Source organism: Methylobacter sp. S3L5C (assembly GCF_022788635.1).
In the GTDB taxonomy this organism is placed as follows: Bacteria; Pseudomonadota; Gammaproteobacteria; order Methylococcales; family Methylomonadaceae; genus Methylobacter_C.
Map to the genome: position 1 here is coordinate 1,102,272 of NZ_CP076024.1, position 16,168 is coordinate 1,118,439.

The following is a 16,168-nucleotide window of genomic DNA, read 5'->3' on the forward strand; positions in this document are numbered from 1 at the left end:
ACACGTCAAAACTAATTACTGCGTAATAACTTCATTGCCTTTGCCGATTAACACGACATCAGCAGGGCGCAGCGCAAAAAGACCGTTGGTAACAACGCCGGTAATATTGTTGATGATCTGTTCCAGCTTGATTGGATCTAAAATAGTCAGATTATGAACATCAAGAATAACGTTGTGGTTGTCGGTAATAAAATTTTCCCGCCATACGGGTTGGCCACCCAATTTAACCAACTCTCTGGCAACATAACTTCTTGCCATGGGAATCACTTCAACCGGTAAGGAAAATGCACCCAACACATCAACGCATTTAGTTTCGTCGACAATACAAATAAACTGCTTGCTGGCTGCGGCAATAATTTTTTCACGGGTTAAAGCGCCACCGCCACCTTTAATCAAATGCTTGTGAGGACTCACTTCATCAGCGCCATCAATATAAACATCCAGCGTACCGACTGCATTCAAGTCAAATACCGGAATACCGACTTTTTTTAATTGTGCAGTACTGACTTCAGAACTGGAGACGGCACCCTCAATATCGGCTCTAAAATCGGCCAAAAAATCGATGAAATGTTTTACTGTAGAGCCTGTACCTACACCGATAATGGCAACATCTTTAATGTAATGCAAAGCAGCTTGAGCCACTTTTTGTTTTAATTCGTCTTGGGTCATGGTGCGCTTCCGTAATAAAGTAAATGGTGTGCGATAATACCGCAGAACCAGATATTCTTCAGCCGATTTTTTAATAAATGCCCCCAAACTACATAGAAAAAATCTTACGCGCCAAAGTTTACGATGTTGCCATAGAAACACCTCTGGATTTTGCCCCTTCACTGTCAGAGCGCCTAGTAAACCGCATTTTTTTAAAACGGGAAGATTTACAATCGGTATTTTCGTTTAAATTACGTGGTGCTTATAACAAAATATCCATGCTGGATGAGGCTTCCAGAGCTAAAGGTGTAATTGCCGCTTCTGCCGGAAATCATGCTCAAGGCGTGGCATTGGCTGCAAAAAAACTGGCGATTAAAGCCCTGATCGTAATGCCGACCACAACGCCGGAAATCAAGATAAAATCTGTTATGGCAATGGGTGCCGACATCATTTTATTCGGTGATTCGTACAGCGAAACCTATACCTATGCACTGGAATTGTCGACACAAAACGGGATGGTGTTTATTCATCCCTTTGATGATCCGGATATTATTGCCGGGCAAGGTACCGTTGCAATGGAAATACTAAGGCAACATCCCGGTGATTTACACGCTATTTTTGTACCGGTTGGTGGGGGTGGATTAATCGCCGGTATTGCCGTCTATGTAAAGTTTGTACGTCCCGATATAAAAATCATTGGTGTTGAGCCGTATGATGCCGATTGTCTCAATCGTGCCTTAAAAGCCAACAGCCGCGTCATTATTGATCAGGTTGGCTTATTTGCCGATGGCGTCGCCGTTAAACAAGTGGGTGCAGAACCTTTTCGACTGGCGCAAAGCTTTGTTGATGAAGTCATTACCGTTAATACCGATGAAATATGTGCCGCCATTAAAGATATTTTTGATGACACCCGTTCGATAGCAGAACCTGCCGGTGCGCTGGCTATCGCAGGCTTAAAGAAATATATTGAGCGCGAACAACTAACCGGACAAAACTTGATTGCTATCGACAGTGGCGCCAATATCAACTTTGACCGTTTACGCTATGTAGCCGAACGAGCGCAAGTCGGCGAACACCGGGAAATTTTGCTGGCAGTCAGTATTCCTGAAGTTCCGGGCAGTTTCTTGGCATTTTGTAAATTATTAGGTGGTCGCAGTATTACCGAATTCAATTACCGCTATTTTGACGCTAGCATGGCGCGGATTTTTGTCGGCATTTCCAGCAGTGGCCTTGAATCAGATCGTGCGACCGTCATCGGGCAATTACAGCAACAAGGCTTTCAAGTCACCGACATGACGGCCAATGAACTGGCCAAGGAACATAGCCGTTATATGGTAGGTGGACACGCCCCCCCTGAACTTAACGAACTGGTCTATAGCATCCAGTTTTCTGAACGACCTGATGCTTTATTAAAATTTTTAACCCAGCTTGGTGGACGCTGGAATATCAGTTTGTTCCATTATCGCAATCATGGCGCGGCTTTTGGCAAAGTGTTAATGGGTATACAAACAAGCCATGCAGAACAACAAGCCTTTCAACATTGCCTTGATGAACTGGATTTCACCTACAGCGATGAAACAGAAAACCCGGCTTATCAATTATTTTTCGGCGGCATAAAGTAATATCCATGAATTAATAAATCCAACTAGCGCAGAATTATTATTTATTTACAACGACTACAAGCATGCAAGAGGCAGTTACCAAGGCGGAAAGATAGGCACGTAACTGGTATTTTGAAAGCACAGTAAATGCATAACAAGACCGGCAAGGCAGGTGTATTAATTCCTGGAGATCACCTTATTTAAGAAAATCATCCAACATAATATCTGCATTTACAATTAACGTAAAATTAATAGATTAAGTTTTTATATAATTTTTTTATATTTTTTTACTGTTTTAACTAATTGTTTATAAATGGCTTTTATTTATATGTACTACGCCTGACTATAAAGAGTCCTTGCTTTACTTCAGTTAATGCATAAGATGTAAGCTGCATCACTAGTTTTACGTAGGTCTGTTCTTACTTTTGTGTTCTCAACGTTCGCAATTAAAGCGTTTGCCAATTGCAGTATTTATTCCTATTTTAGCTACGTTACTTCAGTAGGCTCTGAAGAGCTATAGTGAAGAGAGTGAATCGGATATTATCAACAGTTTTTTAAACGAGAATGACTATACCCAAGTGGTGCTGAATTTTTGTTTATTTACAACGACTGCAAATACTTAGAAGTAGTTGACGAGGCGGGAAAATAGGTGCGTAGCTGACTACGTAATTTTTTGATACCGCAGTCAATGAATAAAAAGACCGGCAAGCCGGGTATATTATTCGCAAGAAATTACCCAAGTCTTTTCTTGTCCATTATTCGACTAATCACTGAGATTTCCTCTCGTTTCAATATGAATGCGCTAAAGACTTTTCCTAAACCATTTAAATTGCTTGTTTTTATATTGATTCCGATGTTGGCCGGGATCATAAAATGGCAAGTACCGTCATATTTACCCGAAGGCAGCTGGGTATTTTTCTACGCAGCCGTGTTTTTTTGCTCTTCATTGAGTGGCTTTATTGGTGGTTTAATTGCAATCGTAGTATCGATTACAATCAATGCCTACTTCTTTATTGCACCGATATTTTCGCTGCAAATCACCGATGAACGCATGGTTTTCTCGACAGTCTCTTTTATGATTTTGAGCCTGATCGTCAGTGTAGTATTTGAGAAATTATACCGTTCGAGGATAAGACTAAAACATTTAAGTTCACTTCAATTAGATGACACTCAACATCGCTTGACATTAGCTCTGTCGGCTGCCAATGCGGGCCTTTGGGAATGGAATACACAAACCCATAAACATGAATGGACCAACAGCATTTGGGAATTATTTGGCCTGGATCCGAACAATCAAGCTGCCAGCTACGAACTCTGGCGTAGCATCGTTCATCCGGCAGATATAACTGCTGCTGAGTTGATACTAAATAAAGCCATTAAAAACCCTGATGACTTTAGTTTTGAGTGGCGATTGGCATTACCTGTACCAGGCAATGAGCGCTGGTTAATGACTCGTGGTCAGCCAGACTATAACAGCAAAGGCGAACTACAACTATTCCGTGGCCTGATCATCGACATTAGCGATCGTAAGTTAATCGAAAAACAGCTACTTGATAACCAACAGCGACTTAACTTTGCTTTAGAAACGCTCAAAGCCGGAGCTTGGGAACTAAACCTGATTAATAAAACAACCTTCCGGACACTTCAACACGACCAGATTTTTGGCTATAACACCTTGCAGCCAAAATGGGATTATGGGACTTTACTCAGTCATGTACTGCCTGAGGATCGTCCGATAGTAAAAAAATGCTTCACTGAAGCTCAAACTAATCATAGCAATTGGGATATAGAATGTCGTATTTGCCACGCTGACGGATCAATCCACTGGATTTCGGTTTTGGGTCGCCACAAGTTCGATAAATCAGGACATCCGTGCACTATAAGCGGTATGGTTCAGGACATTACCGCACGTAAACAAGCAGATGACCTTCGTAATTTACAAGCGGCAGCTTTGGAAGCTGCTGCCAATGCCATCATGATTACCGACCCCGAAAGTGTTATCGAATGGGTCAATCCGGCATTTATAGCGATGACAGGATACACATCGCTCGAAGCGATTGGTAAAAAACCTGCAGACTTGATTAATTCGGGTAAACAAGATCCTTCTGTCTACATTGATCTTTGGCAAACGGCCAACAGCGGTCAAATATGGCATGGTGAACTCATCAACCGTCGCAAAGATAATTCACTGTATGTGGAAGAGCTGACTAACACACCCGTCATCAATGATCAGGGTGAGGTTCAACATATTATTTCAATTCAGCAAGACATTACTGATCGAAAAAAGCAGGAAGAAGAGTTACTTCAATACCGTGATCATCTTGAAAAGCTGGTTAACAACCGTACCGAAGAACTTAACGAGGCACGCAAGCAAGCCGAACATTTGTCTCAGGTAAAAAGTAACTTTCTCGCAAACATGAGTCACGAAATTCGCACACCCATGAACGCCGTATTGGGCTTCAGTTATCTGTTGGAGCAGCAATCGATAAGTCAGGATGCCCGCAATTTGGTGCGCAAAATTAATGGTGCAGGCCAGTCATTATTAATAATCATCAATGATATTCTCGATTTTTCCAAAATTGAAGCAGGGAGATTGGAGGTTAAAAAGGTACCCTTTCTATTATTGGATCTTCTTGATAATTTAACCGTACTGATGTCGACCTTGGCTAACAACAAAGATCTGGAACTAAAAATTTTGCCACCTATTGATGTAAATTCATTAATCGGTGATGGGTTACGTATACAGCAAGTTTTGGTTAATTTACTCAGTAATGCAATCAAATTCACTGATCTAGGCGGGGTGGTATTACGCGTGACTATTGAAGCAGAGTTGGATGAGCAAATCAAACTGCGTTTTGTGGTAAAGGATACCGGTATCGGTATCTCCCTTGATCAGCAAAAACATCTGTTTTCTGCATTCACTCAGGCTGACAGCAGCATTAACCGCCGTTTTGGCGGCACCGGCCTTGGTTTAACCATTAGTCAAAAATTGGTAAATCTAATGGGTAGTGAACTGCAGCTCAATAGTATTATTGGTGAAGGTAGCGAATTTTCGTTCGTGCTGCAACTACAGAGAAATACTGAAATAGAGCATGCACCGTCCAAACTTACTAATCTTAATGTTCTGATTATTGATGATAACAGCATCGCTCGTGAAGCGCTGCTAACGACAGTCCGCAGCTTGGGATGGCATGCGGATGCAGTTGAATCAGGTCCACCTACGCTATTTCACATACAGGAGTATATTAATAGTCAAAGACCTTACGATTTAGTACTACTGGACTGGAAAATGTCGGGACTGGATAGTTTGGAAACAGCTCACGCCGTTCGTCAGATGATAAGCAATAAAAGTAATCAGCCAAATTATATCCCCATTATATTGTTGGTTTCTGCCTATTCCCAAGAATCCCTCAAATCACTACCTGCTATTAGCCATATTAATGCACTATTAAGTAAACCGATTTCGCCATCCACACTTTATAAAATCGCCTTGGACTTACTGAAAGACTCCGATATAAAAGCGCTGGAAGTACCTATAAAAATATCTGGCCAAAAAATTCCCGGTGTCAGGGTATTGGTGGTCGATGATAGTGAAATTAATCGTGAAGTAGTGAAAAGTATTCTTGAGGGGGAAGGTGCTTTGGTCAGTACGGCTAATGATGGCGAGGAAGCACTGCATTGGCTATCAAAGTATCCCCATAGTGTGGATATCGTCCTTATGGATATTCAAATGCCGCGTATGGATGGTTATGTTGCAACCCAAAAGATACGCCAGAATCCTGATTTTGCAGAGCTACCAGTTATAGCATTGACGGCAGGCGCTTTTGAGAGCCTGAAAAATGATGCATTGGCTGCGGGCATGAACGATTTTATAGCCAAGCCTTTCAACGTGCCGGAGTTAATGACACTGATTCAACATTGGACGAAATATCCCCAAATATTATCTAACGTAACTGAATAGACTACCGGTAAGACTGGATCTTGATTTTCAGCCTAATCAATATCCGCTGTCGTAAATCAAGCATTGAACCATTATGAAAAACGAGATGGTAGCTGCTTTGGCATTCCTGAATCAGCCCGAATTGTAGCACTCGCTGATGTATTTGACACATTGGCCATGCTCCGCCCTTACAAAGAACCTTGGGTGTTGGAAGCTATTTTTGCAACTATACGAGAGGGTTCCGGGAAGCACTTTGATCCAAGAGTCGTCAGTTGTTTTTTTGATATTCAAGCGGAAATCCTTGAGATTAAGGATGCATGGGCGCCACTTTATGGTGACATTTAATCTCGCACAGAGCGCCTCTGTCTGCTTGATGGTAATGATTAAAAGTAGAGAATATATATGTAATCCAATCTTCACGTTTTTAATTTTCCAAAGCGTGGCAGGATTTGCAATCCCGCCACTCTTATTTTCAAAGCGATGTTATTTAACAGTCACCGGGCTACAATTCGTCCTGCAGGCGTTGATAAATACCCCCAAAACTGCCGTTACTCATTAATACAAAATGTCCGCCTGAACGCGCTTCAACTTTAAGTTTGGCAATAATATCATCCAGCGACTGACAGATTTCAATATTGTTGGCGTAATTTTTCAGCTTGCTTAAATCCCAATCCAGATTTTCCGGCTGATAAATAATAGCCAGATCAGCATCAGCCAGCGATTTTGCCAGCGTTTCTGTATGCACACCCAAACGCATGGTATTTGATCTGGGCTCTACAATAGCAACAATACGCTCCTGCCCTACCTGTTTACGCAAACCATCCAACGTTGTGGCAATTGCGGTCGGATGATGGGCAAAATCATCGTACAGCGTTACGCCATTAATTTTGGCAATCACTTCCATGCGCCGTTTAACATTGATAAATTGACCTAAAGCGGCTATGGCATCTTTTGGCAAAATACCGACATGATTTGCCGCAACGATGGCAGACAGCGCATTGTAAACATTATGCTCACCGGTCAAAGGCCAATCGACTATACCTTGCTCCGTATTTTCAAACTCTACCGAGAATTGGCTACCATCGGCTTTAAGCAGTTTTGCATTCCATAAGGCATCGGCATTAATCGAAGTTTTTTCAACAGGCGTCCAGCAACCCATAGCCAAAACATCGTTGATATTGGCATCACTCTCAGGACTGATAATTAAACCTTCACCGGGAATGGTTCTAACCAAATGATGGAACTGGCGTTTTATCGCGTCCAGATCAGGGAAAATATCAGCATGATCAAATTCCAGATTATTCAGTATTGCTGTGCGTGGTCGGTAATGAACAAATTTTGAGCGCTTGTCAAAAAAAGCGGAATCATATTCATCAGCTTCAATGACAAAAAAATCGGGCTTATTTTTCAGTTCAGAGCCCCCCAAACGTGCTGAAATACCAAAATTTAGCGGAATACCACCGATTAAAAATCCCGGATGAAAGCCTTGATGCTCAAGTATCCAACCCAGCATACTGGCTGTAGTGGTTTTACCGTGAGTTCCTGCCACACCCAGCACCCACTTATCTTGCAACACATGCTCTGCCAACCACTGCGGTCCCGATACATAATGCAGGCCTCTATTTAATACCGCTTCAACTTCCACGTTACCGCGTGACAAAGCATTGCCAATAATGACCAGATCGGGATTGCCATCGAGATTTTCAGCGCGATAGCCGTCCATCAATTCAATACCCTGTTGTTGTAATTGTGTACTCATTGGCGGATAGACATTTTGGTCAGAACCACTGACCTGATAGCCCAACTGCCTTGCAATCACGGCAAGTCCGCCCATAAATGTTCCGCAAATACCTAAGATGTGAATATGCAATGTCGTGTCCTGATAATTGTAAAAAAGAAGAGGTTTTTCATGGCTTATTTATTGATATGAAATAGTTACTTGCGTTTAATGATAAGTTGCTGTGAAATATTCATAAAATAATCCCTATATGATCTGATAATGACCGAAAAAAACAAAATAATAGTTGAAGCGACACCCTATTTCATAGCCGAACAATCGGCTCCTGAAAAGGATCGTTATGTATTCGCCTATACCATCACTATCACTAACAAAGGCACTGTGCCTGCACAACTGCTTAATCGTCACTGGTTAATTACCGACTCCAATGGTAAAGTTCAGGAGGTAAGAGGCGATGGCGTTATTGGCGAACAGCCTTATCTTAAACCGGGAGAAATGTTTCGTTACACCAGTGGTGCAATACTTGAAACTCCGGTTGGCACCATGCAGGGCCAATATACAATGCATTCGGATGAAGGTGATAATTTTAATGCCCAAATCCCCCAATTTACTTTATCCATTCCAAGAACACTGCACTAATTAAATGTCTATTTATGCTATTGGTGATATACAAGGCTGCTTTGATGATTTATTAAGACTACTTGATACCATTTCTTTCAATGAAAACACCGATCAACTGTGGTTTGCAGGTGATCTGGTTAATCGTGGGCCCAAGTCCCTGGAAACCTTGCGCTTTGTTAAATCACTAGGAAATTCGGCCGTTACGGTGCTTGGCAACCATGATATGCACTTACTCGCCGCATCGTGTTTACCCAAAGTGGCCGATAAAAAGAATACTCTCTGTCAAATACTTGAAGCACCTGATCGGGATGAGTTAATTGATTGGTTAAGACATCGGCCACTGTTTCATTATAACGATGATTTCTGTTTACTTCATGCCGGCTTACCGCCTCAATGGGATTTTAAAAAAACTCAAAAAATGGCCTTGCTGGCAGAAAAGACTTTAAAAAGCCCTGATTATCAGGACTTTTTAAAACAAATGTACGGAAATAAACCTAATATCTGGTCAACCAGCTTAAAAGGCGTCTCAAAATTACGTTTTATTATTAACTGTTTTACGCGTATGCGTTATTGCGATGTTAATGGCCGCCTTGACTTTGCCAACAGCGGTCCTTTAGGTTCCCAGCCTAAAAATTTGTTACCGTGGTTTGAAGTGCCAAAACGTAAAAATGCTGATATGCGCATCATCTTTGGACATTGGTCTACGTTGAGCTACTACGAAGGTCCCAATTGTTATTCCATTGATACCGGCTGTTTGTGGGGCGGACAACTGACCGCAATAAAGCTGGGTGAACAGGTACAGCGAATCAGTATTGATTGTAAAGGCTATAAGAAACCCAACAAAAATGATTATATTGTCACACCTACGCTTGAAGAAATGACTTAAATGACCCGTTTGTTGAGAGAAACCGGGTCATTATTACTACTTTTTAAACCATAAAACCGCAGCTTCCGGGACTTATCTTTCAGGCACCGAAAACAGCGGTAACGTATTGTTTAAAACTTGTAACCGGCCTGCATAATGAACGTGCGTTGTGGTAAGGGATGGTTGAAAAATGCCTGATAGTCGTTGATATTGTCTATACCTGCAGACACATGACCTTTTTTATCATTGAAATGGTAAGTGGCTTTTAAATCCACATACACCGATTCATTAAAGGCTGCATAATAAGGAAGTTGTAAGTCCATATTATCCAACTGCGAATACATTCTGCCCTGATAACGGGTGCCCACCGAAAAATCCAGATCCCTGCCATAGTGATAAGTCGCCAACAGGTTGGCCCGAAAATTAGGCAGCAACGGAAAACTTTTGCCAACATAATTAAGGTCATTATCGTTTTTCAGAATTTCCGAGTTTAGAATAGTTGTATCGAGTTTAATATCAAAATTGGAATTAAAAACCTGGTTTTGATTAACGGTAAAATCGATACCATTAATCTCGACTTCACCAATGTTGGACAGCGAGCTGGTATAATTGCCTGCGGGTACTTTGCCAAGCGCCGAGTTTGATATGTACGAGCTATAAATGGCATTACTCACGTTCTCATGAAACAGATTCAATCGAACATAGCCGTTATCAAAATCATATTCTCCCAACAAGTTGTGATGCATGCCATCTTCCGGCTTAAGTGCGGCATTACCAACCGTTGAACTACCGGTTAAACTATTGGAATTGTCAAATAATTCGCCCACCATTGGAAACCGGTAAGCCTGACCCAAAGAGTAACGAAATTTCATGCGTCCCGGCTCGTAACCCAAGGAGAATTTAGGAGAGAAACCCGATGACTGTTGATTTGCCGGCGCATTATTTACTGTCTTGGTAATCGCATTTGCGGCATTAAGCGTGTTGGACGTGTATACGCCGTCGGACATATTCCAACGCTCCAGACGGGTACCAAAAGTCGCATCCCAATCCGACATAAAACGCCAGGTTAGTTGACCGAATATGGCATGCGTATCGGTTGCGCCACCACTACGTAGTGAGAGATTGGTTTGTTGACTATCGAGATAATTATTCGAACCATATTGACTGGTATACATTTTTGAGTGTTGATACTCGTAGCCGGTAGCAAATGACAACGATTTAAAGCCCAAAAATTCCTGGTTATCGAATTTTGTCGACACATTAACCCAACCCATACTATCAACATTGGTAACCTGACCTTTATTGCTATTTAAGGGATCATTGGGATTTAACGTCGATGAAACCGACTGATCGTTAATTACATCGAACCAACTGATATTGGTGTTGGTATTCCAGTTGCCAAATATGTTGCCTTTTAAACCGCCACCCAGCGTAAACGTCTGTCTATTCTGTTGACTGGTTCCAAAGCTGTTATTTGCAGGAACTAATTTCAAACCATTGTAGTTATAAGCCGTAGACCCATTACCATAAACCGGTTTGCCTGCGGCATTGGTCAGATAAGTCTGGCCGGTACTGTTTACATCAAGCTCTTCAAAAGCCGTGGTAAACAAGGCATCCAGTTTTGGGGTGATCGCATAACCACCTTTCCATTTATAAAGATTGTCTACTGAGTGGCTGATACCCGCATCGCCATAAGAAATACGTGGCTGGCCGGCATAACCACCTTGATTTGCCTGCGTGCCAATGGCTTTGGGATTTTGTTCCATATAAGCACCATTGACTACGCCAGCACCTCTAGCGGCGGGTAATAATGGCCCGCCGTTAGGTCCGGCTGAATTGGAATAGCCATAAGTTGTCATTGGCTGGCCTTCATTCTCCAGATGGTTATAGGAAAAATAACTACTGAAATCACCAAACTTGTCGCCGTAAGAACCAAAGGTTTTAAACCCTTGCAGATTTTTATCCGTTCCCTGATATTTATACGGTTGCAATATATAGGTTGCTTCTGTGTAAACCTCGCGCTTTTGTGGTAGCAGAGTATTGATATTGATAACGCCGCCCATCGCATTACCGCTATATTCAGCTGAAAAAGGTCCGGAAAGAATATCAACCGACTTAACCTCTCCAGGTCCAACCAAACCCCAGCGCGGAGAGCCGTTAAAGCTATACTGCAATGAATTCCAGATCGGCATGCCATCCATCATCACCATCACCCTACCACCCTGATAAGGATTGGAGCCACGCATGCCGACAGGGGCATTAGGGTCCCCAATATAGCGTTGACGAACAACAACACCAGATTCGTATTTAATGGCATCCGAGGTAGTGACGGCATTGGTTTTCTCAATGTCTTTTTTGGTCACCGTCGTTTTAGGACTTGCAAAATCGGTTTTTGAGGGCGTTTCAGGTCGACCATCTTCAGAGTCCGAGACACCGGTGACAACCATATCTGACAATGCCATTGCAGCGGCTTTTTTCTTTTTATCTGTAGAGGCTTCCTTGTCGGTAGGCTCGCTATTTTGTATGATTTCGCCCAAGGCCAGAGGAGAGCTCATTATAAGCACACAAAGCAGGGTATTTCGCATATTACGCGGAAAAGGTGGATTACTATAGGCCATCGTCAAATGTTCCATTTTAAAGTTAAAATAAAAGCTACTTTTTTTCTATTTTATCAGTAGCGACAAATATTTTAAGCACTATTTATGCCAATATTATCTATCGCCTTATTTTAGAGGGGTAGCTTTGATTTATATTAGCCACAGCGCTGTAAGCTACCACTTACCTTTACAAAACCGTGTCATATGACACAGTTTTTAAAAAAAATAGGTCATATAACACAGTTTTTATAAAAACATCTTTGCCATAAATGACTAAATAAGCTGTTAATAAGGGCTGTAAAGCTTTGGCCTGATATTTGCTTATATCAAGATTCAATATTAACTCTTAGCCCGGAAATTTAAGATGACTTCTATCAAGCCACCTTTCCCGCTTAATTCACGACACGCACTAATCTGTTTACTGATACTGACAACACCATTGGCTGTTGCAGAAACCCAAAAAACCGTTACCGGCAAAAAAGCTACCGCAGATAATGCGAAAGCAGAAATGCCAACCATCACGGTCACGGAAAAAATAGCACCTACCGCCACTGCCAAAGAAGTCTACCGACTGCCAACTACGACAGAGAGCGTGACCAGCGAAAAAATTGATAACACCATCAATGCGATGACTGCGGAAGATGTTATTAAATACATGCCCAGCATTCAGGTTCGCAAACGTTATATCGGTGATACCAATGCACCGGTGGGTTGGCGCACGTCGGGCACGGCTGCTAGTGCTCGCGGCTTGATCTATGCTGACGGCATTCTGCTGTCATCCTTGCTGGGCAACAACAACGGCAATACCGGGTCACCACGCTGGAATATGGTATCGCCCTCGGAAATTGAGCGGGTTGATGTCATGTATGGGCCTTTTGCCGCAGCCTATTCCGGTAACTCAATGGGCGGCGTGATTGATATTAAAACCAAAATGCCGGAAAAATTTGAGGCTGGTGGTGATATAAAATCAACCTGGCAGGATTATGGTTTTTATGGCAAGAAAAATACTTACGACAGTCAGGAATATTCTTTCAATGTCGGGGATCGTTACAAAGACTTTGCCTTCCGTTTTGATGTAAGTCATCTGGATAGCCATAGCCAGCCGATAACTTTTATTAATCCATTGGCAACCGCTTATACGAATACGGTAGTAAATGGCAGGGTTACCAGAACAGCAGCCCAGAACAAAGCAACTGCTTTAGCTGGAGCAACCGCAGTCACTGGAGCCATTGCCAATAAAAACCCGTATGGCGTTGATGCGCAAGTATTGGGGGCAGGAAATCTTAATCATACCGTGCAGGACAATTTCAAATGGAAATTTGGCTACGATATTACTGACACCATCCATGCGGCTTATACGCTGGGTTTATGGCAGAATGACAACAATGCAGGCTTTGAAAGCTATCTACGTGATAGCGCCGGTAATGTGATCAATAGTGGTAATGTTAAAGTTGGCGGAAATGTCTACGCGACCAGTTTTGCAGAAACCAGAGCAGAACAAATGCATTGGTCACACGGCATGAACCTTAAATCCGACACCGGCGGAAAATTTGATTGGGATTTGGCAGGCAGCGTGGTTGAATATGGTAACGATTTAAGTCGAACATCGACACAAACGCCTGCGCAAGCGGCCAACAGCGGTGCCGGCACAGTTACCAGTCTAACCGGAACCGGCTGGAATACTGCCGATGCCAAGGGCATATGGCGACCCGGCGTTAGCCTGTTGGGCACGCATGAAGTCAGCTTTGGTTTTCACCATGATTTATACAATTTGGATAATCCGCAATATAATGTTAGTAACTGGCAGGCCAACGATACTGGTGTCATGAGATCCAATTCGCAAGGCAAGACCCAAACCGAAGGTTATTGGCTACAGGATGCCCTGGATTTCAATAAAGACTGGAATTTTACCTTGGGTGGACGTCTGGAAAACTGGCATGCTTTCGATGGCTATAATTCCGCTTTAGTCGGCACTACACTGCAAACAGTGAATCAGTCGAACCGTAATGATTTGCAATTTTCGCCCAAGGCAAAATTGACCTGGAAGCCTTTGGAACGAGTACAGACCGGCCTCGCCATCGGTCAAGCCTATCGCTTTGCGACGGTAACCGAGTTGTTTCAAACAACTACCGTTACTTCTGGTGGCGTAACCAACATTATCAATGGCAATCCCAACCTCAAGCCAGAAGAAGCGCTGTCTTCCGAATGGTCTAACGAATATTTTCTGGATAACGGAAAATTGCGTCTTAGCTTGTTTCAGGAACGCGTAAAAGATGCTATTTTCACGCAACAAACTTTATTGTCCAATAATAGCGTTTCCAGTGTCCCTTCAAATGTCGGAGAAACGCAAACCTACGGTATTGAAGTTGCTGGTGAAGCCACTGATGTCGGCATACAAGGTATTGATCTTTACGGTAATGCCACCTGGGCTGATTCCAGAATTACCGACAATGCCGAGGCCGATGCGGCTGCTGTTATCGCCGGCCCTACTGCCGCCAACCCCAATGCCAATCAGCCGTCAACCGGCAAACGTCAACCCCGGGTTCCCGAGTGGCGTGCCAGCGCAACGGTTGCTTATCGTCCGACCAACAAGATTACCACCTCAGTCAGTGGGCGCTATAGTAGCGCACAGTTTAGTCAGTTAAATAATAGTGATATCAATGCTGCTACTTATGCATCTGGTGGTACGGCTTACTTTATTGTTGATTTACACGCCAAATATCAAATCACCAAACAAGTGAGTGCTGCCGCAGGTATTGATAACGTTAACAACCAAGAGGTCTGGTTATTTCATCCCTTCCCGTCACGTACTTACTTTGCCCAGATAAAGTATAATTATTGAGCATAACATAGTAGGGTGGGTAGACATTTGTTTGCCCACCACACACATTTATTAAAAATATCATGATAAAAACGACTACTGCTTTGCTATTACTTGCACTATTGACCTTAACCGGTTGTGCAACAGGGACGGATATAAAATCCGCCGACAACGCGAAACCCATGCATCAACATGGCCTGCCGCCAACCAAAAAAGCCATTTGTGCCAATCCTGCTGCGGCACCATCAAGCCAGTGCTCTGAATCTGCTACGTCTACCTTTGACAGCAAAGGCGTACTCTGGGTTACCTGGGTAAACAATGACTTTCTTTATGTGCAATCATCGCCTGATAAAGGCTTAAGCTTTACTACACCGGTTAAGGTCAATGCCGTCGCTGAAGCGATTGCGGCCAAAGGCGAAAGTCGCCCAAAAATAAAGCTGGATAATAACGGCGTGATTTATTTAACCTGGGATCTCACCCTGGATAAAAAGCGCAGTACCCATATACGCTTTAGTCGTTCAACCGATGGCGGCCAACACTTTTCCAGTCCTGTTACCGTTAATGATAATATCGAGATAATACGACATCGCTTTAACAGCATGGCAATTGGCAAAAATGGCGAAGTTTTTATTGCCTGGCTGGACGCACGTCATACCGAGGCCGACAAGAAAGCCGGTAAAGAATTTAAAGGCCTGACCCTTTATTACACATGGTCTGATGATGGTGGTAAACATTTCCAGCCAAGTAAAAGTATCGCCGACCATGCCTGTGAATGCTGCCGTATAGATACGGCAATGGCTCCAGACAACACGCCCGTTATTATTTGGCGGCATATTTTTGATGGCAAAATACGTGATCATGCCCTCGTTAAATTTAAAAACTGGAATACCCCGGGTCAAGTAACTCGTTTAAGCCATGAAAACTGGGAAATTGATGCCTGTCCTCATCATGGTCCGGCACTGTCCATTACTGAGGCCGGCACCTATCATGCCGTATGGTTTAGTAACGCCGAGTCCAGACAAGGTTTGTTTTATGCTTACTCTAAAGATGCCGGACAACGTTTTTCCGAACCGGTGAACTTTGGTAATGACGGTGCCAGTCATCCGCATGTTTTGGGATTAGGTCTTCAAGTGGCCGTGGTTTGGCAAGAATTTGACGGCACCAACAACACTATTCAAATAATAAAATCAGGAGACGAAGGTAAAACCTGGAGCAACCCAGAAGTGATAGCCCAATCAACTGAAATGATTGATGAACCGTTTCTGGTCAGCGATGGACAAGCTATTTATTTATCATGGCACTCACTGCAACATGGCTATAAATTAAAACACCTATAA

10 protein-coding genes are annotated in these 16,168 nt (G+C 42.9%); 7 read left to right on the plus strand and 3 right to left on the minus strand.

From position 1 onward, the window contains the following. Positions 1 to 15: 15 nt before the first annotated feature. Positions 16 to 669: a ribose-5-phosphate isomerase RpiA gene (gene rpiA, locus KKZ03_RS05090; RefSeq protein WP_243220464.1), complete on the minus strand. Its 654-nt coding sequence runs from the start codon at positions 667 to 669 to the stop codon at positions 16 to 18. Positions 670 to 746: 77 nt separating this feature from the next. Between rpiA and ilvA the strand changes: the two genes are divergently transcribed. The 3 genes from ilvA (at position 747) to KKZ03_RS05105 (ending at position 6,534) form a co-directional block, all read left to right on the plus strand. Next, the gene (ilvA, locus tag KKZ03_RS05095; protein WP_243220465.1) at positions 747 to 2,270 is read left to right on the plus strand and encodes a threonine ammonia-lyase, biosynthetic; all 1,524 of its coding nucleotides are present in this window, start codon (positions 747 to 749) and stop codon (positions 2,268 to 2,270) included. 667 nt (positions 2,271 to 2,937) lie between these two features. Continuing rightward, a complete protein-coding gene (locus tag KKZ03_RS05100) occupies positions 2,938 to 6,210 on the plus strand; it encodes a response regulator (RefSeq protein ID WP_243220466.1) in 3,273 nt (1,090 codons plus the stop codon). A gap of 63 nt (positions 6,211 to 6,273) precedes the next feature. Beyond that, on the plus strand, positions 6,274 to 6,534 hold the full coding sequence (locus KKZ03_RS05105; RefSeq protein ID WP_243220467.1) for an HD-GYP domain-containing protein: 261 nt from the start codon (positions 6,274 to 6,276) through the stop codon (positions 6,532 to 6,534). 157 nt (positions 6,535 to 6,691) lie between these two features. Here the strand turns inward: KKZ03_RS05105 and mpl are convergent, their stop codons facing one another. Then, a complete protein-coding gene (gene mpl, locus KKZ03_RS05110) occupies positions 6,692 to 8,059 on the minus strand; it encodes a UDP-N-acetylmuramate:L-alanyl-gamma-D-glutamyl-meso-diaminopimelate ligase (RefSeq protein WP_243220468.1) in 1,368 nt (455 codons plus the stop codon). Positions 8,060 to 8,188: 129 nt separating this feature from the next. On the opposite strand from mpl, the gene apaG reads away from it, so the two are divergent. Next, positions 8,189 to 8,566, plus strand: a complete 378-nt coding sequence (apaG, locus tag KKZ03_RS05115; protein ID WP_243220469.1) for a Co2+/Mg2+ efflux protein ApaG — start codon at positions 8,189 to 8,191, stop codon at positions 8,564 to 8,566. Between the two features lie 4 nt (positions 8,567 to 8,570). Continuing rightward, positions 8,571 to 9,434 (plus strand): symmetrical bis(5'-nucleosyl)-tetraphosphatase, encoded by an 864-nt coding sequence (locus KKZ03_RS05120; RefSeq protein WP_243220470.1) that lies wholly within the window; start codon positions 8,571 to 8,573, stop codon positions 9,432 to 9,434. A gap of 110 nt (positions 9,435 to 9,544) precedes the next feature. Here KKZ03_RS05120 and KKZ03_RS05125 read toward each other — a convergent pair whose 3' ends face one another. Next, positions 9,545 to 12,031, minus strand: coding sequence for a TonB-dependent receptor (locus KKZ03_RS05125; RefSeq protein ID WP_243220471.1), 2,487 nt, complete (start codon positions 12,029 to 12,031; stop codon positions 9,545 to 9,547). Between the two features lie 343 nt (positions 12,032 to 12,374). Between KKZ03_RS05125 and KKZ03_RS05130 the strand changes: the two genes are divergently transcribed. Both KKZ03_RS05130 and KKZ03_RS05135 read left to right on the plus strand, forming a co-directional pair. Next, positions 12,375 to 14,852, plus strand: coding sequence for a TonB-dependent receptor (locus KKZ03_RS05130; protein WP_243220472.1), 2,478 nt, complete (start codon positions 12,375 to 12,377; stop codon positions 14,850 to 14,852). Between the two features lie 62 nt (positions 14,853 to 14,914). Then, entirely contained in the window at positions 14,915 to 16,168 is a 1,254-nt protein-coding gene (locus KKZ03_RS05135; protein ID WP_243220473.1) for a sialidase family protein, read from the plus strand.

Excerpts from the sequence above, each read along its gene's own strand:
- ilvA (WP_243220465.1), top strand. The coding sequence starts at position 747 with ATGCCCCCAAACTACATAGAAAAAATCTTACGCGCCAAAGTTTACGAT.
- apaG (WP_243220469.1), top strand. The coding sequence starts at position 8,189 with ATGACCGAAAAAAACAAAATAATAGTTGAAGCGACACCCTATTTCATA.
- KKZ03_RS05120 (WP_243220470.1), top strand. The coding sequence starts at position 8,571 with ATGTCTATTTATGCTATTGGTGATATACAAGGCTGCTTTGATGATTTA.
- rpiA (WP_243220464.1), bottom strand. The coding sequence starts at position 669 with ATGACCCAAGACGAATTAAAACAAAAAGTGGCTCAAGCTGCTTTGCAT.
- KKZ03_RS05135 (WP_243220473.1), top strand. The coding sequence starts at position 14,915 with ATGATAAAAACGACTACTGCTTTGCTATTACTTGCACTATTGACCTTA.
- KKZ03_RS05100 (WP_243220466.1), top strand. The coding sequence starts at position 2,938 with ATGAATAAAAAGACCGGCAAGCCGGGTATATTATTCGCAAGAAATTAC.
- KKZ03_RS05125 (WP_243220471.1), bottom strand. The coding sequence starts at position 12,031 with ATGGCCTATAGTAATCCACCTTTTCCGCGTAATATGCGAAATACCCTG.
- KKZ03_RS05130 (WP_243220472.1), top strand. The coding sequence starts at position 12,375 with ATGACTTCTATCAAGCCACCTTTCCCGCTTAATTCACGACACGCACTA.